Below are 24,548 nucleotides of genomic sequence, written 5' to 3'. Positions count from 1 at the left end.
GCTCGCTCTGCCTTAAATTTTTGTAAATCAGCAGGATATAATGTAAGTTTGCGTTTACCAACATATAACGTTATTGATGTGTCTTGCGTAATTAATAGAGTATAAGCAAGGCAATCATTAGCGCCTGAAAGCGATACTATTTTATTTCCTTTACCTTTGGCAAGCTCAGGTAAATCTTTTACAGGAAATATGAGCATCCGGCCTTCTTTGGTGATTGATAGCAGCAAACTATCTTCAGATGTAATTTCGATTGGCATCAGTATCCTGGATTCTTTAGGTAAATTAATAATTGCTTTACCATTACGATTGCGAGCAACCAAATCACTAAATTGACAAATAAAGCCATAACCGGCACTTGAAGCAAGTAATAATTTTTGCTCACCATTTTGAGACATGAGCACATGTTCAACAGTTGCGCCAACAGGTAGTGCTAATTTGCCAGTTAATGGTTCGCCTTGACTTCGTGCTGATGGTAACGTGTTTGGTTCTATAGCATAACTACGCCCCGTTGAATCAATAAAGATAACAGGTTGATTACTTTTGCCTTTGGCGGCAGCTTTAAAATTATCACCGGATTTATAACTTAAACCAGCAGGATCAATATCATGACCTTTTGCTGTTCTTACCCAACCCATTTCAGATAAAACGACAGTAACAGGGTCAGATGGTGTTAACTCTTGTTCACTAATAGCTTTAGCTTCACTGCGTTCAACAATTGGAGAACGACGGTCATCGCCATATTTTTCAGCATCCTCTTTTAGCTCTTTTTTAATTAAATCACTCAATTTTTTAGGCGAAGCTAACAAAGCTTGCAGATGATCACGCTCTTTTGCAAGCTCACTTTGTTCACCTTTAATGCGCATCTCTTCAAGTTTGGCTAAGTGGCGGAGTTTTAACTCTAAAATCGCTTCGCCTTGAATTTCAGTTAAGGCAAAACGATTAATTAATTCTTGTTTAGGTTCATCTTCGTGACGAATAATTTCGATAACTTCATCGATATTTAAAAAAGCAATTAATAAGCCATCAAGAATATGCAATCGTTTTAATATTTTATCTAAACGGTAATTTAAACGTCGAGTGACGGTATTTTTTCGATACTCTAGCCATTCAGTAAGAATTTTAACTAAGCCTTTTACTGATGGGCGATTATCAAGCCCAATCATATTCATATTAACCCGATAACTTTTTTCGAGATCGGTTGTGGCAAATAGATGATTCATCACTTGCTCTAAATCTACTCGATTTGAACGTGGCACAATGACCAGACGAGTTGGATTTTCGTGATCAGACTCATCTCGTAAATCTTCAATTAAAGGTAGTTTTTTGGCTCGCATCTGAGAAGCTATTTGTTCTAAGATTTTAGCACCCGAAACTTGATGAGGAAGATCGGTAATTACAATATCACCTTCTTCTTTCTTCCAAACAGCACGCATACGGATTGAACCACGACCCGTTTTATAGATTTTCGCTATGTCTTCTGGTGGAGTAATAATTTCAGCTTCTGTTGGGAAATCAGGTCCTTGTATGTGATCCATTACTTCGTTGAGCGTCGCATTGGGATTATCAGCAAGCATAATTGCTGCATTTGCTACTTCACGAATGTTATGAGGCGGAATATCAGTTGCCATACCAACTGCGATACCTGTTGTGCCATTTAATAAAATATTAGGTAATCTAGCCGGTAACATTTTTGGTTCTTGTAAGGTGCCATCAAAGTTAGGCGTATAATCAACGGTTCCTTGTCCTAGCTCACCTAATAGTAGTTCGGCATATTTTGACAACCGTGATTCAGTGTAACGCATAGCGGCGAATGATTTAGGATCATCTGGTGCCCCCCAGTTACCTTGCCCATCAACTAGAGGGTAACGGTAAGAAAATGGCTGCGCCATCAGCACCATAGCTTCATAACAGGCGCTATCACCATGAGGATGATATTTACCAAGCACATCACCGACGGTACGTGCTGATTTTTTAAATTTGGCTTGCGCATTTAGCCCAAGTTCTGACATAGCATAAACGATACGTCGTTGTACGGGTTTGAGACCATCACCTATAAATGGCAAAGCACGATCCATAATGACATACATTGAGTAGTTTAAATATGCGCTTTCAGTAAAAGTGCGTAGCGACTGGATCTCTACTCCGTCATGAGTTATATCACTCATTATTGTTCCTCTAAATCATTCTGTTTATTAGACATCAAGTTCAACTTGATCGCCTTTTTCTTGTAACCATTCGCGGCGATCTTCTGAGCGTTTCTTAGCAAGTAGCATATCCATTAATGCCATCGTTTGCTCAATATCATCAAGCGAAAGCTGTACTAAACGACGCGTATTGGGATCCATTGTTGTTTCGCGTAGTTGTAGTGGATTCATTTCACCAAGACCTTTGAATCGTTGCACATTGGGTTTGCCTTTTTTACGTTTAACTTGTTCTAAAATAACTTCTTTTTCTTCTTCATCTAGGGCATAATGAACGTCTTTACCTAAATCAATACGGTAAAGTGGGGGCATAGCAACAAAGACATGCCCATGTTCAACCATGGCACGAAAGTGCCTAACAAATAATGCACAAAGTAATGTGGCAATGTGTAGACCATCAGAATCGGCATCAGCTAAGATACAAATTTTACCATAGCGTAATTGGCTTAAATCATCGCTATCGGGATCGATACCAATGGCAACTGAAATATCATGGATTTCTTGTGATCCTAATACTTCATCGGACGAGACTTCCCATGTATTTAAGATTTTTCCTTTAAGAGGCATAATAGCTTGATATTCACGATCTCGCGCTTGTTTAGCCGAACCACCCGCAGAATCACCTTCCACTAAAAACAGTTCGGTGCGACTTAAGTCTTGTGATGAGCAATCAGCCAACTTGCCTGGTAGTGCTGGACCACTGGTTAACTTTTTGCGGATAACTTTTTTAGAGGCTTTTAAACGTTTTTGCGCACTTGAAATCACCATTTCAGCCAGTAGTTCGGCTAATTGGACATGTTGATTTAACCAAAGGCTAAAAGCGTCTTTGACAATTGCCGACACAAAGGCCGCGCATTGGCGTGATGATAAACGCTCTTTGGTTTGACCTGCAAATTGGGGTTCTTGCATTTTGACTGAAATAACATAAGCACAACGTTCCCAAATATCATCAGCAGTTAATTTTAAGCCTCGTGGTAACAAATTGCGAAACTCACAAAACTCACGCATGGCGTCTAACAATCCTTGACGTAAACCATTAACATGGGTACCACTTTGTATGGTTGGGATTAAGTTAACGTAACTTTCAGTCAATAATTCTCCGCCTTCGGGCATCCAAAGCAGCGCCCATTCTACGGCTTCTGTTTCGCCAGTATGATTGCCTGTAAAAGGTGTTTCTGGTAAAAGAGAGTAACCACTGACAGATTCCATTAGATAATCTTTTAGGCCATCTTCATAACACCAACGTTGTTCGGTATTATTGATTTCATCTTTAAAAATAATTTCAAGGCCAGGGCAAAGCACCGCTTTGGCTTTTAGTAGATGTGATAAGCGTGGGACAGAAAATCTAGGCGAATCAAAATATTTTTCGTCAGGCCAAAAATGAACTTTGGTACCTGTATTACGACGGCCACAAGTGCCGGTAATATGCAGATCTTCAACTTTATTACCGTTTTCAAAAGCTATTTCGTACACTTGTCCATCACGATGAACTGTAACTTCAACACGTTTTGATAATGCATTGACTACCGAAATACCTACACCGTGTAAACCACCTGAAAATTGGTAATTTTTGTTCGAGAACTTTCCGCCAGCATGTAAACGACAAAGCAATAATTCAATCGCTGGCACACCTTCTTCAGGGTGAATATCAACTGGCATTCCTCGTCCATCGTCGATAACTTCTAGTGAATTATCTTGAAAAAGGGTAACCTTAACTTTACGAGCATGACCTGCGATAGCTTCATCAACACTGTTATCAATGACCTCCTGCCCTAAATGGTTTGGTCGGCTTGTATCAGTGTACATTCCAGGTCTATGACGAACTGGATCAAGCCCTTTTAATACTTCAATATCAACAGCATTATAAGTAGATTGTGACATAGCGTGTCTATTTCATTCGAATAAATAGAGAGTATTATACCAATCTTTCTTAAAAGATATATGAGATTAAATTGATCATAAAGTACAAAAAGGTTTTTTGCTTGTAAATTAGTTAATGAATATTCTTACTTCATCAATTATTTAAAATTAATGGTGATTTGTGCCAAATTTGAGTTTTATTATTTTAATAAGGGGATTATGATAAATAAATCCCATATAAAATTAAGGGAATAATATGAGTAAATCAGAAAATAATAAAATTAGTCGGCGTCATTTTTTACAAAAGTCCATTGCAGCTAGTGGAATTGCTGCATTAGTAAGTAATATGCAGGTGCCTTTTTCTTATGCTGAACCGAGTAAAAGTGCAAGCAATAACGAAATTCCTAATCCAAATAATCAAGAAAAAATTTTTTATAGTGCTTGTTTGGTAAACTGTGGTAGTCGTTGTCCTTTAAAAGTTCATGTCAAAAACGATATTATTACTAAAATAACGTCAGAAGATGGGATTAATGATTCCGTTTTTGGCTTGCATCAAATTCGCCCTTGTCTTCGCGGCAGATCTGTTCGTTGGCGAACTTATGATCCTGAACGGTTAAAGTATCCTATGCTGCGCATTGGTAAGCGTGGTGAAGGTAAATTTAAACGTATTTCATGGGATGAAGCCATTAGCCTACTAGCCAATAAACTTAAATATACCATTAATCAGTATGGCAACGAGGCTATTTATTATCAATATGGTACAGGCACAACGGGTGCAAATATTTCGGGACGCAATGCATGTAAGCGGTTTTTGAGTACTATAGGTGGTTACTTAAATTACCATGGTGACTATTCAAGTGGACAGATAACTGCTATTCAACCCTATATTTATGGTAATGCAAAAGAATCTTTATTAGACCAAATAAAATATTCTGATCTGGTTGTGATGTTTGGACAGAATATTGCAGAAACGCGAATGTCTGGTGGCGGGCAAGTTACTGAGCTATTTAATGCATTATCACAAAGCAAGGCGAGAGTAATTATTATTGATCCAAGGCGTAGTGAAAGTGTTGTCGGTTACAATGCTGAGTGGATCCCGATTATTCCCGGTACCGATGCTGCGTTAGTTGCTGCTATTGGTTATGCTTTACTTGAAGAAGATCGTATTGATGATACGATGCTCAATCAATATTGTGTTGGTTGGAATGCCGAATCGTTGCCTGACAGTGCACCGCCTTTTAGTGATTTTAAATCTTATATTCTTGGACTGGGTGGCGATAGGACGCCTAAAACACCAGAGTGGGCAGCGAAAAAGACAGGTGTTCCTGCAGCACAAATTCGTAAGCTAGCACTCGATATTGTGAATGCTAAAGCTGCATGGATTTCTCAAGGCTGGGGAGCACAACGTTGGCAAAATGGTGAGCATACGACAAGGGCTATTATGATATTGCCTATTATCACTGGCCAGTTTGGTAAGCGTGGCACTAATATTGGAACTTGGGGGGGGAGTGTGACTTATCCTGTTCCAGGTTTAAGTTTGCTAAATCCGATTAAAACCAGTATCCCATTTTTTTTATGGACCAAAGCGATTGAAGATCCGCTCAGCATGACAGCTAAAAACTCTTATTTACTTGGTAAAGATAAACTTGATGTTGGTATTAAATTTATTTGGAATTATGCAAGTAATGTTATTGGTAATCAACATGCTGACCTCAACCGCACTCACCAAATTTTGCAAGATGAATCTAAATGTGAATTTATTCTTGTTTGGGATACGCATATGACCGCATCAGCTAAATATGCGGATTTATTGCTACCTGATGTGTCATCGGTAGAAAATAATGATTTGATTAATAACTCTTATGCATCAGGTGCTTATAGTTATTTAATCCGGATGCAACGGGCAATTAAGCCGCTTTGGGAAAACCGTGCAGCTTATGATGTATTAGCAGATCTTTCTGAAAAGCTAGGCGTAAAAGATAAATTTACTCAAGGTCGTACTCAAGATGAGTGGATAGAATATTGTTATGAAAAACTCCGCAAACAAAATCCTAATCTACCTACTTTTGCTGAAACAGATGGTATTGGGGTAATTGATCGTAAGTTAACTAATAGTGATACTCAGATTGGTTTACAAGCATTTAGAGAAGATCCTCTTAAAAATCCTTTAAGTACGCCATCAGGAAAAATTGAAATCTATTCGGAGGCATTAGCTAAAATTGCTAGTGAATGGGAGTTTGATGAAGATGATAAACTTTATCCAATTCCTGCATATTTGCCGGCTATCGAAGGAAGCGAAGATAAAGAAAAACGTAAAAAATACCCGTTGCAACTTATCGGGTTTCATACTAAAGGGCAATGTCATTCCTCTTATAGTAATTTACCACAATTGCGTGAAGCTGTTGCTAACAGCCTTTGGATTAATCCATTCGATGCCGAGCAAAGGCAGATTAAGCATGGGCAATTGGTCGAGGTTTATAACGATCGTGGTCGTTTGTATATTCCTGCTAAAGTTACGTCACGTATATTACCAGGAGTGATTGCAATTCCTCAAGGTTTATGGGCTAAAACTAATGTAACAGGCATCGATATTGGCGGATGTATTAATCGCTTAACATCATTGCGCCCAACAGTACTTGCAAAATCGAATCCACAGCATACCAATCTGGTTGAAATTAAACCATTATTGGTTGTAGGGTTAACATCGTAAATTAAAGAGCGGATAATTAAAATGCAATATGGATTTTATATTGATTCATCAAAATGTACCGGTTGCAAAACCTGCCAACTCAGTTGTAAAGACGAGAAAGACAATGCTTTAGGTGTTCATTTTCGCCGTGTTTATGAATATGGTGGAGGTACTTGGCAGCTGGTTGATGGTATGTGGAAAAACGATACCTTTACCTATTATTTATCTATCTCGTGTAATCATTGTGAAGAACCAGCCTGTGTACAAGGTTGCCCAACAGGTGCGATGCATAAACGAAAGCAAGATGGTTTAGTGGTTGTTAATCAAGATGTTTGTATTGGTTGTCGATATTGCGAAATGCGTTGTCCTTATGGAGCTCCGCAATTTGATCATCAAAAAAAGGTCATGTCAAAATGTGATGGCTGTTATGAACGTGTAGCAGAAGGTTTAAAACCAGTATGCGTTGAATCTTGCCCTCAGCGTGCGTTGGATTTTGACGAAATTGAAAAACTACGTCACCGTTATGGTAATCAATGCAATATTGCACCACTACCAAGTTCACAGCTTACTAAACCTAATATTGTGATAAAACCACATGCACATGCCAAGACGTCTGGTGATACCTTAGGTAAAGTACTTAATCCTGAGGAGGTATAAGTTATATGCATGAATTACCATTGGTATTTTTTACGGTATTCGGTCAATTAGCAGCAGGGATGGTGTTGATTGGCGGTATATCATCTTTAAGCCATTATTCATACAGCTTAATTAAGATAAATAGAATGAATATGGCATCTCTGATTGTAATGGCTGCTGCGATGCTTATTGCTTCGTTACATTTAGGTCATCCTTTTCGGGCTTTCAATGTTATTTGGGGTATTGGTCGTTCGCCGATGAGCAATGAGATTTTTTCCTTTGGTCTCTTGTTTGGAATAACATTAGTATGTGTATTACTAACTTATTTTTCTTATCATGATGATGGTAAAAAATGGTTACTGGTCAGCTCACTTTGTCAACGTATATATCAAATCCCCAATTTATCTAAAATATTATCTTTATTGTTGGTCTTTTTTAGTTTAATTTTTGTTTGGATGATTGTTCTTACTTATATGCTACCAACAGTTAAAACTTGGAATACCTATTACACTGCTATTCAGATGTATACCTCTATGTTAGTATTAGGAGGAATTGCAGCAACAATTTTTGGGCTATATCGAATTGGCATAATTTTTTTCTTTATTGGTGTAATATTGATTCTGTTATTAAAGATTCCTTATATTAATTTAATGGCCTCGGTATCGCCTGAACTTACCTCCAAACAATATATTTGGATGTTAATTCAATGCTTATTATTAGTACTCGCACTTGCTTTGGTTATTGTAAATATTTACCGATCTAAGCAATCAATAATAATTTACGCCATCGTTTTTATTATTGTTTTGATTGCCGAGTTATGTGGGCGAGTTGCATTTTATAATTTATGGACTATTCAAATGTAAAATTAATAATAAAACATCCTATAAAATAGTTTATTTATTGTTTTTTTAGCGCTAACATCGAATTTTCAAGGGTATTTATTTGGATAACATAACTGCTATCACATTAGCAAAACTACTAGGTACTTTTTTTTATTATCCACCAAATAATAAAGTTACTGCACCATTAATGCAGCCATTATTGCATATTAATCAGTTAGTCAAATGGCCCAATCTTTTTCTTATTTGTGAACAGTGCAATATATTAACAAATCACATCCATGACTCAGAGCTTAATTATCAATTTTCATTACTATTTGAAGGGCAAGGAATAATGCCAGTACCGCCATGGGGCTCATTTTACCTTGATAAAGAACATTTATTACTTGGTGAATCACATGAACGTTATCGCCAATTTTTGCAACAGCATGGTTTGACACTTAATACAGGAATGAATGAACCCGAAGATCAGTTTGGATTAATGCTAATGGCATATGCCATGTTGATTGAAAATAATAACTATACAGCAGCAAAACAGTTAATCGATGAACACTTGTTGATTTGGTCTTCAGCTTATTTAAAGAATCTAAAGCAAAATGAGGTAAGTCCATTTTATCGAGCCTTAGCTGTAATTGCTGAACAATATTTACAGATGCTTTAATTTGGATTTTTCAATTATTTTTGCTTAGTGGTAGATTAAAACTTGCTGTATCATAACATTGCAGCTTTTATCGTAATCGGTATAATCCACGCTATGCTTATTTCAAGGTAAATAATATCGATGTTAGCTTATTTACAATTAATGCGATTAGATAGACCTATTGGTACATTGCTTTTACTTTGGCCTACACTTTGGGCTATTAATCTTGCGGGCCATTCTTCTATTGACATAACTGTTGTTTTTATATTTGGCGTATTTGTAATGCGCTCGGCAGGTTGTGTGGTGAACGATTATGCTGATCGTCATTTTGATGCATACGTTGAGCGGACTAAAAATCGCCCACTGGCTCGCGGTGCATTGGCCGAAAAAAACGCATTATGGACGTTATTTGTATTATTACTTATTGCGTTTTGCTTACTGTTAACTTTAAATAAACTGTCATGGTTGATAGGCTGTTTTGCGTTATTAACTGCGTTGATTTATCCGTTTATGAAGCGTTATACCCATCTACCTCAGCTCACGTTAGGTATCGCATTTAGTTGGGGCATTCCGATGGTGTATGCAGCAACTACTGAACAGTTCCCGTTCATCTGTTGGTTGCTTTTCTTTACTAATATTTGTTGGACGATTGCTTATGATACTGAGTATGCAATGGTTGATCGCAATGATGATATAAAAATTGGTATAAAATCCACAGCCATCTTATTTGGACGTTATGACAAGCTCATAATTGGCTTATTGCAAATCATCACTATAATTAGCCTAATAGTTATTGGTTTACTCAGTCAATTATCATTTATTTATTATTGGAGTTTATTATTTGCTTCAATATTATTTATTTATCAACAATGGCTGATAAAAAACCGAGAAAGAAACAAATGCTTTAGCGCATTTATGAATAATAATTATGTTGGTTTTATTATTTTTTTAGGTCTACTTTTTGTTTAAAAATTAGGGTCTTTCCTAAAGACATTTTGAATGGTAGAGGTTTGGATGTTTTATTTTTTGATGTAATAACTAGCAATAGCAATAATGTCCGATTTAGAGGTTTTTATACATAACCCTCTAAAATTATTCCTATCATAGGTGATATTCGCTGCTTTCAGTCTATGTTTTGTATGCTCATAGGTTCAAATATTTTTCAGAAAAATTTCTACACGAAAGAGAAACCAGACTAAACTTTGAGTGGAAGCTATAAAATCATACCTTCCCTCTTCTTTATAATAAAAACTTTAATAAAATCATTTTATTTACTGAATTGGTTTATATAGGAAAACATAACAATTTTTACAATCACAAAAGATCAATATTGCTATTAATTGAACATTAGAATGTGTCAACTATTTAACTAAAAATTTTTTTAAATAATTAGACTTGTTCCGCAAGGGTTGCTTGTACAATTCTTAGCGCATCAAACGTTTCTTTGACATCATGTACGCGAATAATGTGCGCACCTTTCATTGCTGCAATTACAGCACACGTAATGCTGCCGAGCGTGCGTTCTTGCGGTGGCACATTCAATACTTGCCCAATCATAGATTTGCGGGACATGCCCACCAATAAAGGCAGGTTGAAATGGTGAAATCGTTCAAGTGTTGCTAATAGTTGGTAATTGTGCGCTAATGTTTTACCAAATCCAAAACCGGGGTCGAGTATGATTTTTTTCTGGTCAATGCCTGCACTTATACAGCGTTCGATCTGTTTTACAAAAAAACCATCGACTTCTTGGTAGATATCTTGCTCATAGTATGGTGCATTTTGCATGGTTTTAGGGTTGCCATGCATATGCATAATGCAAACAGGTAACCCTATTTGTGCGGCCGCTTCAAGCGCACCTGGTTCTGTTAAGGCTCTAATATCATTAATTAGATGGGCTCCTGCTTTGGCCGATTCGGTCATCACTTGTGGTTTTGAAGTATCAACCGAAATCCAAACATCAAAATAATGGGCAATTTTTTCAACTAATGGAACAACACGGCTAAGCTCCTCGTCGACAGATACTTCGGTTGCACCTGGGCGTGTTGATTCTCCGCCAACATCAATAAATGTTGCACCAGCTTGAATCATGCTATCAACACGACGCATAGCGTCATCAAGGTTGTTATAATTTCCACCGTCAGAAAACGAATCAGGCGTCATGTTAACAATGCCCATTATTTGTGGAAAAGAAAGATCTATTATCTGATTTTGAAAATGAATTTCCATAATTGTACCTTATTTAATTAATCATGATGTTAATTTGGTGTATTTTAAATTAAATGCCAGTAATTTAATTGAAGTACGTTAATTAACTATATAACCTTATAATATTATTTAATTTTTAAATTTTCAGTGATAAAAAACGCGCCGTAGCGCGTTATATTTATATGTTTTTAGCAAATTAACTTTATGATTGAGGTGATATATCGTTACCTTTATTCGAAATTTCGTTTGCTGCTTTTTCATCGTTTTCTGTCCAACCATCTGGAGGTGTCACAGGTTGACGATTCATAAGTTGATCGATTTGTTGTTTATTGATTGTTTCATATTTTAACAACGCATCTTTCATGGCATGAAGAATATCGATATTTTCAGTTAAGATAGTTTTTGCACGTTGATAGTTACGTTGAATAATAGCATCAACTTCTTCATCAATAATTTGAGCGGTACTATCTGATATTTTTTTTAACTGTCCATAAGATGATTCTTCATACTCAAATAACACTGGGGGCAAACGTTCTGAGAATCCCCATTGTGTTACCATTGCTCTAGCAACATTAGATGCATATTGAATATCACTTGATGCACCAGACGTAATTTTATCTTCACCAAAGATTAACCCTTCAGCAATTCTACCAGCATAAGCTGTAGATATTTTAGACTCTAATTGAGTTCGGCTTTGGCTAATTTGGTCTCCCTCAGGTAAAAAGAACGCTACACCTAATGCGCCACCGCGTGGAACGATAGTGACTTTATGAAGAGGATCGTGTTCTGGTACAAGATAACCAACAATAGCATGTCCAGCTTCATGATAAGCTGTATTAGTTAATTGTTCTTTGGTCATGGATAATGAGCGGCGCTGAGTCCCCATATTAATTTTATCTTTGGCTTCTTCAAATTCCTCCATGGTAACCACTCTTTTATTACGGCGTGCAGCAAATAGCGCTGCTTCGTTGACTAAATTAGCAAGTTCAGCACCAGAATAATTCGGTGTACCACGCGCTAATACAGATAGATTTACATCAGAGCCCAACGGAACCTTACGTACATGAACTGCTAAAATTTGTTCTCGACCTTTCATGTCAGGTAAGCCAATCTGTACTTGACGGTCAAAACGACCTGGGCGAAGTAATGCAGGGTCTAAAATATCTACACGGTTAGTCGCAGCGATCATGATAATACCGCTATTTGCTTCAAATCCATCCATTTCAACTAACATTTGGTTTAAAGTTTGTTCGCGTTCATCATGACCCCCCATTGAACCCGCACCACGCTTACGACCTACAGCATCAATTTCATCGATGAAAATAATACAAGGGGCGTGTTTGCGAGCTTGTTCAAAGAGATCACGTACACGCGATGCTCCTACACCAACAAACATTTCAACAAAGTCGGAGCCTGAAATACTAAAGAACGGTACATTAGCTTCACCAGCAATAGCTCTTGCTAGTAAGGTTTTACCTGTTCCTGGTGGTCCAACCATTAAAATTCCTTTTGGAATACGACCACCTAATTTTTGATATTTCCCTGGATCTCTTAAAAAATCTACAACTTCGGTAACTTCTTGTTTAGCTTCTTCGCTGCCCGCAACATCGGTAAATTTTGTTTTGACTTGATCAGGAGCTAACATGCGAGCTTTGCTTTTGCCAACTGACATTGGTCCGCCTTTACCACCACCTTGCATTTGGCGCATGACAAATATCCAGAAGCCGATTAATAAAATAATCGGAAACCAAGAAATTAAAATGCTTGTCAATAAGCTCGGTTTTTCATCAGGGCTACCGTAGACAGCAACTTTATTTAGTACTAAATCATCCATTAATTTTTCATCAAAATAAGGGATATAGGTAACATAATTACCATTATTTTTGGTTGTGGCAATAATTTCGCGTCCGTTAATATGCACTTCTTGGAGTTTGCCACTGGTGATATCGGAATTAAATTGGGTATAATTGACTTGGGGGCCACTATTAGATATCGAGCTGAATTGGTTAAAAACAGCTATTAATACCACTGCGATAACGCCCCAGATCAGTAAATTCTTTACCATGTCGTTCAAAAGAAAAACCTCTCATAAAAATTAACAGTTACGACTAAAATTAACGAAGTATGGTACTACAAAATTATACAACTGGCTACTTCATACCCATTGCAACAATATAAACTTCTCGAGACCTTGATCGTGAGGCTTCTGGCTTGCGGATTTTGACTGTTTTAAACATCGTTCTTACCTGTTTTAGATATTCTTCAAATCCTTCGCCTTGAAACACTTTAACAATAAAATTGCCATTAGGTGCAAGCACGTCTCTACACATATCTAACGCTAGTTCAACTAAATACATTGCTCGAGGAATATCTACTGCAGGTTGTCCACTCATATTTGGCGCCATATCTGACATGACAACTTGGACTTTTTCTTCACCAACTCTTTCAAGTAAAGCCTTTAAAACAGCTTCATCGCGAAAATCGCCTTGAAGGAAGTCAACGCCAACAATGGAATCCATCGGCAATAGATCGCAAGCAATAATGCGACCTCTGTTTCCAATTAATGAAGCAACATATTGTGACCAACCACCAGGGGAAGCTCCTAGATCAACAACTGTAATCCCTGGTTTAAATAATTTATCATTTTTTTGAATTTCTTCTAATTTAAACCATGCTCTAGAACGTAAACCTTTTTTTTGGGCTTGTTGCACAAAACGGTCGTTAAAATGTTCATTTAGCCAACGTGTAGAACTTGCTGAGCGTTTTTTATTACTCACCGCGAATAAATCCTTAATGTAAAGAGGTTACTTCATTGATTACAAGTATATATAAGGGTAGAATAACAAAATTACAACTAGATGTGATAAAAATTTAATGAATTTATCGAACAAACAAAAGCACTTTTTAAAAAGTGAAGCTCATCACTTAAAACCTATTGTGATGATTGGAGCTAATGGATTTACTGAAGGCGTACTTGCTGAAATAGAAAATGCCTTAAATTTTCATGAGTTAATCAAGATCAAAGTGTCTTGCGAAGATCGTGAAACGAAGAAATTAATTTGCGATGCAATTATTCGTGAGACAAAAGCTTTGCCCGTGCAACAGGTTGGATCTATTTTCACTATTTTTAGACCTAGTGAAGATAAGAAAATCTCCTTACCTAAATAAATAAACAGGGCTATAGCCCTGTTTATTTATTTTTGCAAATTGTATTTAAGTTTAAATGTATTCAACTTTAATAATATCAAACTCTACATCACCACCTGGCGTTTTAATTTGTACTGTGTCACCATCTTCTTTACCTATTAGGCCTCTAGCAATAGGTGAATTGACCGAAATAAGATTTTGTCTGTAATCTGCTTCATCGTCGCCAACAATTCGATAGGTGGTTTCTTCATCTGTATCAATATTAATAACTGTTACTGTTGTACCAAAAATAATACGTCCAGTATTTTTTACTTTAGTAATATCAATAATTTGTGCTTGTGATAACTTACCTTCAATTTCTTGAATCCGTCCTTCACAAAAACCTTGTTGCTCTCTTGCCGCGTGGTATTCAGCATTTTCTTTTAAATCTCCATGTGCTCTTGCTTCGGCTATCGCAGCTGTGATTTGTGGTCTTTTAACGTTTTTTAGCTCTTCAAGCTCTGCACGTAATAATTCTGCTCCCTTTACTGTCATTGGGATTTGTTTCATCTAAGTTTCTCCCGTTTTTACTAATAATAAATAAAAAAATAACTACCCTTAATTTAATAAAAAGAAAGGGAAAGTAAATTGGTTTAGTTTTTTATCTAAAAAACGCAATGGCGAATAATCATATATTAACTGTAAAATTAACCTAACAACAAATCATTTATGCTTATATTATTAAATTAGATGCCATTTTGATTAAAATCGGTTATGATAATACAATTATCAACGGCTGATTATAATAAGTTAACTTATTTATTTTATGCGACTATTACGATTTTATATAACTATTCTTTTATCAATTTTCTAGTATTTAGTATTGTTTACTTATGCTGTCGTGCAGACTCCTTTTGGTGCTAAAATAATGAGCAGTTAACATCTAAATCAAGTTTTTATAAGGTCTCAATTGGTCATATTCACCACTCATTTTAATTATATTGCTGTTATTAATGGTACTAGTAATGATGCACAATTTGATCATTATACTTTTTCAACAAAAACGCTAAAATTTATTAATTTAATTGTTTGTATTCTGATCAATAATGGACGAGATAAACTTCTATTTACCTGAGTTAATGGTGGTATTCAAGTTTTTGCTTAATTATAGGATAATAAATATCAATTTGATTTTACATCTCAAGAAGTTTTAATAAATTAAATCTCAATAAAACACTTGGTGATTGAGAGATTTCATAGAGATAGTATTACAGCGATTACTAGTTTAGGTGAAAACATTAATGAAGGTTTTTATTAGTAAATTAAAAATATGTACTGATAACACTTTAAATATAGAAAGGTAGTATAAATTTTTCTGCTAGGCGGAAACAAAATGCTCTACATCTAGAGTGATTAACATTAGCTGACATTAATTATTAGGTTCCTAAAAAGCTAAATTTATCGGTATTACTTAATATTTTCAGAGAGTATCTTATTTAAATAAGAAAAAGCTTCTGTTAATCAAATTGATGTTCTTTACCTAGCTCTGGTTCTCAAATTTGATCTTAACAATCATGCTTCATAAAATTTTAGCTCTTTAATTAGATGTAGAATAATTGAATCAAAAGCAAATGTTAATTTATTGGAAAATGAACCATTATTTTTGCAGTTTGATGCTTACGGTGTAACACGTTCGTTGCTAAAAAAACTGGAAATTGATAAAACAACTGCCAGAAGCTATGAGTTATTCAGTTAATTTACATGGCAAATTACAACCATTTAATTTTTTTAAGTAAATTTCCATAAGATGGGGATGATTATATTATCAACATTAAACATTGATTTTTACAAAAACATCCTTATATAACATCGTTAAGATGTTTAAGTTATTATTTCTATTTGCGCTTAAAAAGCACAACAATAAGTAATATGAGGAAGTAGTAGTGCTTGTAAGATTAGATAAATGGCTTTGGGCGGCAAGGTTTTATAAGTCTCGATCGTTAGCACGAGAAATGGTTGACGGTGGTAAAGTCCATTATAATGGTCAACGTACTAAACCAAGTAAAATTGTTGAAGTTAATGCAATTGTAACGCTTCGTCAAGGTTCGGATGAAAAAACAATTCAAATTTTAGCTATTAGTGCACAACGAAGAACGGCCATTGAAGCCCAACAACTTTATCAAGAAACTCCGGACAGTATTGCAAAACGAGAAAAAATAGCACATGCTCGTAAACTTAATGTGTTGACAATGCCGCATCCAGATAGACGGCCTGATAAAAAGGAACGGCGTAATTTGATTAAATTTAAATATGATAGGCAACAAGATGGCAATGATTAATATGGATACTTTAAACCGTTTTTTATTTGATAATCACTCTATTCGTGGTGAAATTACCCGTCTGGAACAGACATATCAAGAGATTTTAGATAATCATAAATATCCAATTGCAGTACAAAAATTACTTGGTGAATTATTGGTTGTAACTAGTTTATTAACGGCAACACTAAAATTTGAAGGCGATATTGCTGTTCAGTTACAAGGTGATGGAGCGCTATCTTTAGCGGTTGTTAATGGTAATGATCAACAGCAGCTACGTGGTGTTGCTCGGGTTAATGGTGAAATTGCTGATAATGCAACACTTAAAGAGATGGTGGGTAATGGCTATGTCGTTATTACTATTACCCCTAAAAACGGTGAGCGTTATCAAGGTATAGTTGGACTGGAAAAAGATACACTTATTGGCTGTATCGAAAATTACTTTATACAATCAGAACAACTACCTACACGTCTATTTGTGAAAATTGGTGTACTTGATAATAAACCAATAGCAGCAGGTATTTTATTGCAAGTTTTACCTGCTAATGAAAATACAGTTGAGTCATTTGAACATCTTAGCGCTTTAACTGAGACAATCACTAGTGATGAGCTATTTCAACTTTCCACTGATGAGATTTTATATCGTTTATATAATCAAGAAGAAGTGCGTCTTTTTGAAACGCATGATATTACTTTTAAGTGTAGATGTTCACGTCAACGTTGTGAAGATAGCTTAATGACTTTACCAGCTAATGAAATTGATGAAATCCTAAAGGAAAATGAAGGTAGGATTGATATTCATTGTGATTATTGTGGAAAGCATTATTTGTTTGATTCAATTGATATTGCGGAAATTAGAAGTACAAGTAACCTACATTATCATTGATCTTAATAGAAAAATACCACTAAGGTTATTACCACCTTAGTGGTAGAGTGAAATATAGGGAATTAAACCTGTATTCAATTTAAAAGAATAGAAAAAAATACCGATCTATTTTATCGTTTTTATATAAAAATTTGTTAGCCTAAAAATTTTGAAATTTATAAAGATTATTTTTATTTACTTCCTACGTAAATATCATCAACAATGGCGTGCTGATTTATGATTCTCCATTTAATATTAAAATGGTAAAGTGTAAGTCCATATGTTTGTTCCTTAACGTTTTTTTGTTTATAGGCAGGTCTTGGATCTTGAGATATTACTTGTGTAATTAATTCAGCGATCTGAGGATAACTTTGTTTTTGTAAATCTAAAGTTAATCTTGCTTTTTGTGAAAACTCTACTGTTATTTTTTTTTCAGGAGTAGGTTGTGCGTATCCTGCAAGTGCTTCTGAATGGCTATCGGAATAAGGGATATAAGGCTTGATATCAACAATTGGTGTGCCATCGACTAAGTCGAGACTTCCTAATTTTAAGACTACTTGCTTATTTTCTATGATAATATCTTTTAACTCTACTGCTGAAAGCCCAATATGATTAGGTCTAAATGGCGATCGCGTAGCAAACACTCCCATTGTTTTATTACCACCTAAACGAGGTGGACGAACGGCTAATTTCCATTTTTCAGGGGCAACATGGTGAAATAGGAATAATAGCCATAAATGTGAAAACTGTTCTAACCCTTTTACACTGATTGGGTCATTATAAGGTGCTAATAAATAAAGTTCCCCTTGTCCTGCTCTAACTAGATTAGGTTGCCTTGGTACAGCAAATTTTTCACTATAAGGTGAGCGGATAATACCTATTGGTTTAATTTGATACATCATTATTCGCTGATAATTTATTGATGAGCCGTCAATTTTTAAGTGACTTAATTATTATCTCTTTTTCCGCCGATACGAAGATCGGCGGAGTTTATATTGATCAATGTTTATTTATTACAAATTATTACCAACCGCGAATAGCTCCACCATTAAAAATTTGGTTAGCTTTTTGTGCAACAGTTTCGGTTTGGTATGCTTTAACAAAATTTTTCACGTTTTCATTATGTTTATCCGTTTCACGTGACACAATAATGTTAACATATGGTGATTCTTTATCCTCAACAAAAATTCCATCTTTACTTGGTGTTAAGTTAGCTTGCCCTGCAAATGCGTTATTGATGATAGCAAGATCAACTTGTGCATCATCCAATGAACGAGGTAACATTGGAGCTTCAAGTTCAACGATTTTATAGTTGTAAGGATTATTTGTTATATCAACAACTGTTGGTAATAAACCTTTTGATTTATCAACCGTAATCATTCCTTCATGTTGTAATAGTAGTAATGCTCGACCTAAGTTGGTTGGATCATTAGGAATGGCAATGGTTGAGTTAGCTGGAATGAAAAATGTTTCACCGCGTGGTGAAGTGACTTTTACACCTTCGCCTGTTTCTATTGATTCATCAATTGGTTTTAGTTTATGAGAATAGCTTGCAATAGGATAAACAAATGAATTACCTACTACAGCTAATTTATAGCCACGTTCTTTCATTTGTTCATCTAAATAAGGTTTATGTTGGAAAGCATTTACATCAATTAGACCATCATTTAATGCTTGATTTGGGGTTACGTAATCGTTAAAAATAACTAGTTCAACATCTAGATTATAAAGATCTTTTGCTTGTTGTTTAACTACTTCAGCAACTTCTTGTTCAGGGCCTGAAATTACTCCGACTTTTAGAATATTTACTTTAGTTGGTTCTGTTGGTTTGTTATCTGTTGTGGCTGTTTGTTTATTATTATCACAGCCAGTTAAAAAAAATGCACTTACCAATGTGGTAATAAGTGCTAGCTTTTTAATAGACATATATTTCTCCAAAATTAATGATGTGTGACGCGTTTAACAATCATATTGCCAATAAATTGAATAATAAAGACAATAATAATTAATATAACTAAAACAGTATTCATTATAGCAGGCTTGTAGCCGTTATAACCATATTGAATAGCAAGTTGTCCAAGACCTCCTGCGCCAACAGCGCCAGCCATTGCAATGTATCCTGTCAAAGTAATTAAGGTAATCGTCATACTATTGACAATTATAGGTAATGACTCAGGCAATAAAACTTTATATATAATTTGCAGTGGTGTTGCACCCATTGAGCGAGCCGCCTCTATTAATCCTTTGGGGACATCTAATAATGCATTTTCTATCATACGAGCAATTAATGGCGATACTCCAATACTTAATGGCACCACTGCAGCTTGTTTGCCTATAAATGTACCCATTAAAATTGTGGTAAAAGGAATAATCCATACAATTAATATGATAAAAGGAATTGAACGGAATACATTTGTAATAAATGAAATAATACTATTAGCGGCATAACAATCCAATATTTGTCCTTTACGAGTTGTATAAAGTAATATGCCAATGGGTAATCCAATTATCGTTCCCCAAAAACCTGATAAGATGACCATAAATAGAGTTTCATCTGTTGCTTGTGCCATTTTGAAAAGCATTGCTTCATTAAAGCCATTAAATGATGAACAAAAAGCAACAAAGTCAGCCCAAAAATTATATTGAGTTAAGTATCGAAATAATGATTCAAAAGGTTTAAATGAAGGAATAAAATCAAACATAGCCGAGCACCTCTACTTTAGTATTATTTTTTTCTAAGAATTGAATTGCTGATGCCATACTTTTTTGTTTCCCTTTCATTTCCGCTAACATTAAGCCAAATTTGACTCCTCCGGCATAATCCATTTGTGCACTGATAATGTTGCTATCAATTTCGAATTCTTTAGCGATTTGTGATAATAATGGTAAATCAACGGAGACTCCTGTAAATTCTAAACGTAATAACGGATTGAGTCCTTCTTTGTGTTCAGATGATAGCCTTATTAAATAATCATCTGGAATATTAAGATGTAAGGTTGATTGAATAAATTGTCGAGCAATATCTGTTTTAGCATGAGAAAACATTTCGCCAACTGATGACTGTTCAACTAGTTTGCCATCGCTTATAACAGCTACTTGGTCACAAATCTGTTTTACTACATCCATTTCATGAGTAATTAATAAAATTGTTAGTCCTAATTTTTGGTTAATATCTTTTAGTAATGACAAAATTGAACGTGTTGTTTCAGGATCAAGCGCACTGGTAGCTTCATCACATAACAATACTTTGGGGTCACTTGCCAAAGCTCTCGCAATAGCAACACGTTGTTTTTGTCCACCAGATAAATTAGTTGGATAAACATTCGCTTTTTCTGTCAATCCAACTAATTCCATAAGCTCATTTACTTTCTGGTTAATTGCTATTTTAGGCGTTTTATTTAGTTCAAGAGGGAAAGCGATATTATCAAATACAGTACGTGAAGAAAGTAGATTGAAATGTTGAAAAATCATACTAATTTTTCGACGTATTTCAATTAATTTTCTATTAGATAGATTAGTGATCTCTTGATTATCAAAGAAGATCTTCCCACTAGTCGGCTTTTCTAGTAGGTTAATGCAGCGAATAAGTGTGCTTTTCCCAGCCCCTGATTTGCCAATAACACCGTAAATTTTCCCTTGGGGAACATGGATATTAATGTCTTTTAAAGCATAAATGGGGGGGGTATTATGCTCAAATGTTTTCGAAATATGTTGTAGTTGTATCATAATATATAAAAACAAAAGATGAATAAATGAATATTAAGACGTCTAGACATCTAAGTCAATCAATAATATGCTATATGAATTAGAGTAATATCTAAAATTAAAAGGAAAAAAAGTAAATATGAAGCCTGCAATTTTTTTAGATCGAGATGGTACTATTAATATAGATTATAATTATGTACATACAATTGATAAGTTCCACTTTATTAACGGTGTTATTGAGGCAATGCAAGAGCTCAAGAAAATGGGTTTTTTATTAGTCATTACAACCAATCAATCGGGGATTGCTAGAAATATATTTACTGAAGAACAATTTCATACTTTGACTGAATGGATGGATTGGTCTTTACAAGATCGTGGTGTTGATTTAGATGGTGTCTATTATTGCCCTCACGACCCGTTAGTGGATACTTGTGAATGTCGTAAGCCAAATCCAGGGATGATTCAAACAGCAGCTAAAGAACTAAAAATTGATATTGCTAATTCTTATATGGTTGGAGATAGAGTGTCTGACTTATTGTCGGGTAAAAAAGCTGGCGTTAAAAAAACTGTGCTAGTAAAAACGGGCGATACTATAACTGAAGAAGCATTAGAACAAGCTGATTGGGTTATTGATAGTTTGGCTGATCTACCAAAAAAAATAAAAAACCAATCTTGATTGTTGTTTTAACTAATACAGTGTTTATATTAAACGCTGTATTAAAGTTATACTTTTAAGTATCAGTGGAATAATGGTTAATCCAATAAAACAGGCACTAATAAAAGTAACAACAGTTATACCTAGCTGATTTGTAGAAAAAGAATAGTTGCCAAATATAAAAATAAGCAAAGTAATAAGTGTTACTAAGCTCCAGTATGAAAAACCAATTTTATTCTGTTTAGATGTTACAATCGGTAAATAATAAATAGTCCCACAAAACTCATACCAATTAATGAACTACCATGTTGTAATAATTTATAAATTGGAATTTTCATTTTCTCTATATTAACAGTATGTTGTAATAAACTAAAAGGTTGAATAAAACAACCTGACGGATGAGCAAAAGAGTTCCACCCAATATGAGAAATTATGCCAATAATTGCCGATGTTAAAACACTTAACCAATGCTGACAGCAATATTTATTTCAGTTGAAAGTTAAATAATTAGTAAATCGCTGATAAAAAAATTAGGTAAATTTTTAATTAAAGTATTTGGAACGATAAAATGAAAATATAACTAATACCATCGGTAAATCAAATGAAAATACCTGTTATACTATCATTTGAAGTACTTTTTACTTCCATTCTTAAGAAGTATTTAAAATCTGGTGACATACTACAAATAATTAAAATTTTCATAGGAAATAAATGAAATTTCTTATATAAAGATAACACTATAGCCGAATGAGCGAATGTAAAAGGCATTTTAAAGCTCTATCTAAAAAAATACACAAAATATTTTAATTGTTATAAGTTATATAACCAACGAGCAAAAGATATAGAATATTAGAATTCTGATGCATAGCGAGTCAATATGATTTTTTATTTAGTACGTTTTGAGTAAAAAAAATGCAATCAAGAATAAATTACACAATAACCTCTTGCATGATTTTTTAAAGTCCCTATAATGCGCACCCACTGACACGACGTCATCGAAATTGGACGGGAATAGAGTTGGTGAACAAGGTCAAAAATTTTAAAAAAAGATCTTGACGAATAAAAAGGTGTAGCGTAACATACGCAGCCCTTGAGACAGCAAAGATGATTAACAAAAAGTTGATTGAGAATTGGAAGCTGTTAGCTCTTTAAAAAGAAGAAACAGACAATCTGTGTGGGCACTTGCGAGACGAAAGAATTAAAGTCTACGGACTAAAAAGATTAAGAAGTCTTGATAAGTGACACTGAAGATTCATTTGAATATGTCAGAGACAGTTATTGAGCATCAAACTTTAAATTGAAGAGTTTGATCATGGCTCAGATTGAACGCTGGCGGCAGGCTTAACACATGCAAGTCGAACGGTAACATGAGTGCTTGCACTTGATGACGAGTGGCGGACGGGTGAGTAATGTATGGGGATCTGCCAGATGGAGGGGGACAACAGTTGGAAACGACTGCTAATACCGCATAAAGTTGAGAGACCAAAGTACGGTTCCGCGAGGACGTGCGCCATTTGATGAACCCATATGGGATTAGCTAGTTGGTGGGGTAAAGGCTTACCAAGGCGACGATCTCTAGCTGGTCTGAGAGGATGACCAGCCACACTGGAACTGAGACACGGTCCAGACTCCTACGGGAGGCAGCAGTGGGGAATATTGCACAATGGGGGGAACCCTGATGCAGCCATGCCGCGTGTATGAAGAAGGCCTTCGGGTTGTAAAGTACTTTCGGTAGTGAGGAAGTTTTGGGTATGAAAAGTGCCTAGAATTGACGTTAGTTACAGAAGAAGCACCGGCTAACTCCGTGCCAGCAGCCGCGGTAATACGGAGGGTGCGAGCGTTAATCGGAATGACTGGGCGTAAAGGGCATGTAGGCGGATAATTAAGTTAGGTGTGAAATCCCTGGGCTCAACCTAGGAATTGCATTTAAAACTGGTTATCTGGAGTATTGTAGAGGAAGGTAGAATTCCACGTGTAGCGGTGAAATGCGTAGAGATGTGGAGGAATACCGGTGGCGAAGGCGGCCTTCTGGACAGATACTGACGCTGAGATGCGAAAGCGTGGGGAGCAAACAGGATTAGATACCCTGGTAGTCCACGCTGTAAACGATGTCGATTTGGAGTTTGTTGCCTAGAGTGATGGGCTCCGAAGCTAACGCGATAAATCGACCGCCTGGGGAGTACGGCCGCAAGGTTAAAACTCAAATGAATTGACGGGGGCCCGCACAAGCGGTGGAGCATGTGGTTTAATTCGATGCAACGCGAAGAACCTTACCTGGTCTTGACATCCACAGAATCTTGTAGAGATATGAGAGTGCCTTCGGGAACTGTGAGACAGGTGCTGCATGGCTGTCGTCAGCTCGTGTTGTGAAATGTTGGGTTAAGTCCCGCAACGAGCGCAACCCTTATCCTTTGTTGCCATCGATTAGGTCGGGAACTCAAAGGAGACTGCCGTTGATAAAGCGGAGGAAGGTGGGGACGACGTCAAGTCATCATGGCCCTTACGACCAGGGCTACACACGTGCTACAATGGCGTATACAAAGGGAGGCGACCTCGCGAGAGCAAGCGGACCTCATAAAGTACGTCTAAGTCCGGATTGGAGTCTGCAACTCGACTCCATGAAGTCGGAATCGCTAGTAATCGTGAATCAGAATGTCACGGTGAATACGTTCCCGGGCCTTGTACACACCGCCCGTCACACCATGGGAGTGGGTTGCACCAGAAGTAGATAGCTTAACCTTAGGGAGGGCGTTTACCACGGTGTGATTCATGACTGGGGTGAAGTCGTAACAAGGTAACCGTAGGGGAA

At 35.9% G+C, this 24,548-nt stretch carries 20 protein-coding genes, 1 rRNA gene and 1 pseudogene; 10 read left to right on the top strand and 12 right to left on the bottom strand.

Annotated features, from left to right (window positions below):
* Positions 1–2,165: DNA topoisomerase IV subunit A (gene parC, locus A9G34_RS10350; protein WP_065569653.1), on the bottom strand; the 2,165-nt coding region annotated here is incomplete at its 3' end.
* Between the two features lie 27 nt (positions 2,166–2,192).
* Positions 2,193–4,082, bottom strand: coding sequence for a DNA topoisomerase IV subunit B (gene parE, locus A9G34_RS10345; RefSeq protein WP_065569652.1), 1,890 nt, complete (start codon positions 4,080–4,082; stop codon positions 2,193–2,195).
* 235 nt (positions 4,083–4,317) lie between these two features.
* On the opposite strand from parE, the gene A9G34_RS10340 reads away from it, so the two are divergent.
* The 5 genes from A9G34_RS10340 to ubiA all read left to right on the top strand — a co-directional run bounded on the left by A9G34_RS10340 (position 4,318) and on the right by ubiA (position 9,834).
* Positions 4,318–6,771 carry a DMSO/selenate family reductase complex A subunit gene (locus A9G34_RS10340; protein ID WP_065569651.1) on the top strand — a complete coding sequence of 818 codons (2,454 nt, stop codon included), beginning with the start codon at positions 4,318–4,320 and terminating at the stop codon, positions 6,769–6,771.
* A 21-nt stretch (positions 6,772–6,792) separates the two neighbouring features.
* Positions 6,793–7,407 carry a DMSO/selenate family reductase complex B subunit gene (locus A9G34_RS10335; RefSeq protein WP_065569650.1) on the top strand — a complete coding sequence of 205 codons (615 nt, stop codon included), beginning with the start codon at positions 6,793–6,795 and terminating at the stop codon, positions 7,405–7,407.
* Between the two features lie 5 nt (positions 7,408–7,412).
* On the top strand, positions 7,413–8,249 hold the full coding sequence (locus tag A9G34_RS10330) for a dimethyl sulfoxide reductase anchor subunit family protein (RefSeq protein ID WP_065569649.1): 837 nt from the start codon (positions 7,413–7,415) through the stop codon (positions 8,247–8,249).
* Positions 8,250–8,328: 79 nt separating this feature from the next.
* Complete coding sequence (locus tag A9G34_RS10325) at positions 8,329–8,886, top strand: TorD/DmsD family molecular chaperone (protein ID WP_051825325.1); 558 nt, start codon at positions 8,329–8,331, stop codon at positions 8,884–8,886.
* Positions 8,887–9,006: 120 nt separating this feature from the next.
* Positions 9,007–9,834 (top strand): 4-hydroxybenzoate octaprenyltransferase, encoded by an 828-nt coding sequence (ubiA, locus tag A9G34_RS10320; RefSeq protein ID WP_034947139.1) that lies wholly within the window; start codon positions 9,007–9,009, stop codon positions 9,832–9,834.
* Between the two features lie 420 nt (positions 9,835–10,254).
* Here ubiA and folP read toward each other — a convergent pair whose 3' ends face one another.
* From folP to rlmE, 3 genes are all read right to left on the bottom strand, one after another.
* Complete coding sequence (gene folP / locus A9G34_RS10315; RefSeq protein WP_065569648.1) at positions 10,255–11,091, bottom strand: dihydropteroate synthase; 837 nt, start codon at positions 11,089–11,091, stop codon at positions 10,255–10,257.
* A gap of 181 nt (positions 11,092–11,272) precedes the next feature.
* Positions 11,273–13,144, bottom strand: coding sequence for an ATP-dependent zinc metalloprotease FtsH (ftsH, locus tag A9G34_RS10310; RefSeq protein ID WP_080715913.1), 1,872 nt, complete (start codon positions 13,142–13,144; stop codon positions 11,273–11,275).
* 76 nt (positions 13,145–13,220) lie between these two features.
* The gene (gene rlmE / locus A9G34_RS10305) at positions 13,221–13,847 is read right to left on the bottom strand and encodes a 23S rRNA (uridine(2552)-2'-O)-methyltransferase RlmE (RefSeq protein WP_034947133.1); all 627 of its coding nucleotides are present in this window, start codon (positions 13,845–13,847) and stop codon (positions 13,221–13,223) included.
* Between the two features lie 97 nt (positions 13,848–13,944).
* On the opposite strand from rlmE, the gene yhbY reads away from it, so the two are divergent.
* Complete coding sequence (yhbY, locus tag A9G34_RS10300) at positions 13,945–14,238, top strand: ribosome assembly RNA-binding protein YhbY (RefSeq protein ID WP_034947129.1); 294 nt, start codon at positions 13,945–13,947, stop codon at positions 14,236–14,238.
* Between the two features lie 51 nt (positions 14,239–14,289).
* On the opposite strand, the gene greA is transcribed toward yhbY, so the two are convergent.
* Positions 14,290–14,766, bottom strand: a complete 477-nt coding sequence (gene greA / locus A9G34_RS10295; RefSeq protein WP_065569647.1) for a transcription elongation factor GreA — start codon at positions 14,764–14,766, stop codon at positions 14,290–14,292.
* 1,373 nt (positions 14,767–16,139) lie between these two features.
* On the opposite strand from greA, the gene hslR reads away from it, so the two are divergent.
* Together hslR and hslO are read left to right on the top strand one after the other, a co-directional pair.
* Positions 16,140–16,535, top strand: coding sequence for a ribosome-associated heat shock protein Hsp15 (gene hslR / locus A9G34_RS10290; RefSeq protein WP_065569646.1), 396 nt, complete (start codon positions 16,140–16,142; stop codon positions 16,533–16,535).
* On the top strand, positions 16,528–17,400 hold the full coding sequence (gene hslO / locus A9G34_RS10285; RefSeq protein ID WP_065569654.1) for an Hsp33 family molecular chaperone HslO: 873 nt from the start codon (positions 16,528–16,530) through the stop codon (positions 17,398–17,400). Before hslR ends, hslO begins: the two co-directional genes overlap by 8 nt.
* Before the next feature lie 170 nt (positions 17,401–17,570).
* Here hslO and tsaA read toward each other — a convergent pair whose 3' ends face one another.
* The 4 genes from tsaA to metN form a co-directional block, all read right to left on the bottom strand.
* Positions 17,571–18,284: a tRNA (N6-threonylcarbamoyladenosine(37)-N6)-methyltransferase TrmO gene (gene tsaA / locus A9G34_RS10280; protein WP_162174528.1), complete on the bottom strand. Its 714-nt coding sequence runs from the start codon at positions 18,282–18,284 to the stop codon at positions 17,571–17,573.
* A 118-nt stretch (positions 18,285–18,402) separates the two neighbouring features.
* On the bottom strand, positions 18,403–19,305 hold the full coding sequence (gene metQ, locus A9G34_RS10275; RefSeq protein ID WP_065569645.1) for a methionine ABC transporter substrate-binding lipoprotein MetQ: 903 nt from the start codon (positions 19,303–19,305) through the stop codon (positions 18,403–18,405).
* A gap of 14 nt (positions 19,306–19,319) precedes the next feature.
* Positions 19,320–19,961: a methionine ABC transporter permease gene (locus A9G34_RS10270; RefSeq protein ID WP_034910876.1), complete on the bottom strand. Its 642-nt coding sequence runs from the start codon at positions 19,959–19,961 to the stop codon at positions 19,320–19,322.
* 112 nt (positions 19,962–20,073) lie between these two features.
* Positions 20,074–21,105: a methionine ABC transporter ATP-binding protein MetN gene (gene metN, locus A9G34_RS10265; RefSeq protein ID WP_065569644.1), complete on the bottom strand. Its 1,032-nt coding sequence runs from the start codon at positions 21,103–21,105 to the stop codon at positions 20,074–20,076.
* Positions 21,106–21,223: 118 nt separating this feature from the next.
* Between metN and gmhB the strand changes: the two genes are divergently transcribed.
* Positions 21,224–21,760, top strand: a complete 537-nt coding sequence (gene gmhB / locus A9G34_RS10260; protein WP_034910762.1) for a D-glycero-beta-D-manno-heptose 1,7-bisphosphate 7-phosphatase — start codon at positions 21,224–21,226, stop codon at positions 21,758–21,760.
* Between the two features lie 227 nt (positions 21,761–21,987).
* On the opposite strand, the pseudogene A9G34_RS11195 reads toward gmhB, so the two are convergent.
* Both A9G34_RS11195 and A9G34_RS11190 read right to left on the bottom strand, forming a co-directional pair.
* Positions 21,988–22,206: pseudogene (locus A9G34_RS11195) on the bottom strand (DUF4184 family protein); the annotation flags it as partial.
* 130 nt (positions 22,207–22,336) lie between these two features.
* Positions 22,337–22,507, bottom strand: coding sequence for a DUF4184 family protein (locus A9G34_RS11190; protein ID WP_081295319.1), 171 nt, complete (start codon positions 22,505–22,507; stop codon positions 22,337–22,339).
* A 526-nt stretch (positions 22,508–23,033) separates the two neighbouring features.
* Between A9G34_RS11190 and A9G34_RS10255 the strand changes: the two genes are divergently transcribed.
* Positions 23,034–24,548 (top strand): 16S ribosomal RNA (locus tag A9G34_RS10255); the annotation flags it as partial.

This window comes from Gilliamella sp. Choc4-2 (assembly GCF_001690355.1).
GTDB classification, from domain to species: Bacteria; Pseudomonadota; Gammaproteobacteria; order Enterobacterales; family Orbaceae; genus Gilliamella; species Gilliamella apicola_A.
This window is presented reverse-complemented; position numbering and strand designations above follow the sequence as displayed.

What these genes read in the sequence shown, in the direction of transcription:
- parE (WP_065569652.1), bottom strand. Translation starts at nt 4,082, where the DNA reads ATGTCACAATCTACTTATAATGCTGTTGATATTGAAGTATTAAAAGGG.
- folP (WP_065569648.1), bottom strand. Translation starts at nt 11,091, where the DNA reads ATGGAAATTCATTTTCAAAATCAGATAATAGATCTTTCTTTTCCACAA.
- ubiA (WP_034947139.1), top strand. Translation starts at nt 9,007, where the DNA reads ATGTTAGCTTATTTACAATTAATGCGATTAGATAGACCTATTGGTACA.
- A9G34_RS10330 (WP_065569649.1), top strand. Translation starts at nt 7,413, where the DNA reads ATGCATGAATTACCATTGGTATTTTTTACGGTATTCGGTCAATTAGCA.
- yhbY (WP_034947129.1), top strand. Translation starts at nt 13,945, where the DNA reads ATGAATTTATCGAACAAACAAAAGCACTTTTTAAAAAGTGAAGCTCAT.
- metN (WP_065569644.1), bottom strand. Translation starts at nt 21,105, where the DNA reads ATGATACAACTACAACATATTTCGAAAACATTTGAGCATAATACCCCC.
- greA (WP_065569647.1), bottom strand. Translation starts at nt 14,766, where the DNA reads ATGAAACAAATCCCAATGACAGTAAAGGGAGCAGAATTATTACGTGCA.
- A9G34_RS10335 (WP_065569650.1), top strand. Translation starts at nt 6,793, where the DNA reads ATGCAATATGGATTTTATATTGATTCATCAAAATGTACCGGTTGCAAA.
- A9G34_RS10270 (WP_034910876.1), bottom strand. Translation starts at nt 19,961, where the DNA reads ATGCTTTTCAAAATGGCACAAGCAACAGATGAAACTCTATTTATGGTC.
- A9G34_RS11190 (WP_081295319.1), bottom strand. Translation starts at nt 22,507, where the DNA reads ATGCCTTTTACATTCGCTCATTCGGCTATAGTGTTATCTTTATATAAG.
- gmhB (WP_034910762.1), top strand. Translation starts at nt 21,224, where the DNA reads ATGAAGCCTGCAATTTTTTTAGATCGAGATGGTACTATTAATATAGAT.
- metQ (WP_065569645.1), bottom strand. Translation starts at nt 19,305, where the DNA reads ATGTCTATTAAAAAGCTAGCACTTATTACCACATTGGTAAGTGCATTT.
- hslO (WP_065569654.1), top strand. Translation starts at nt 16,528, where the DNA reads ATGATTAATATGGATACTTTAAACCGTTTTTTATTTGATAATCACTCT.
- A9G34_RS10340 (WP_065569651.1), top strand. Translation starts at nt 4,318, where the DNA reads ATGAGTAAATCAGAAAATAATAAAATTAGTCGGCGTCATTTTTTACAA.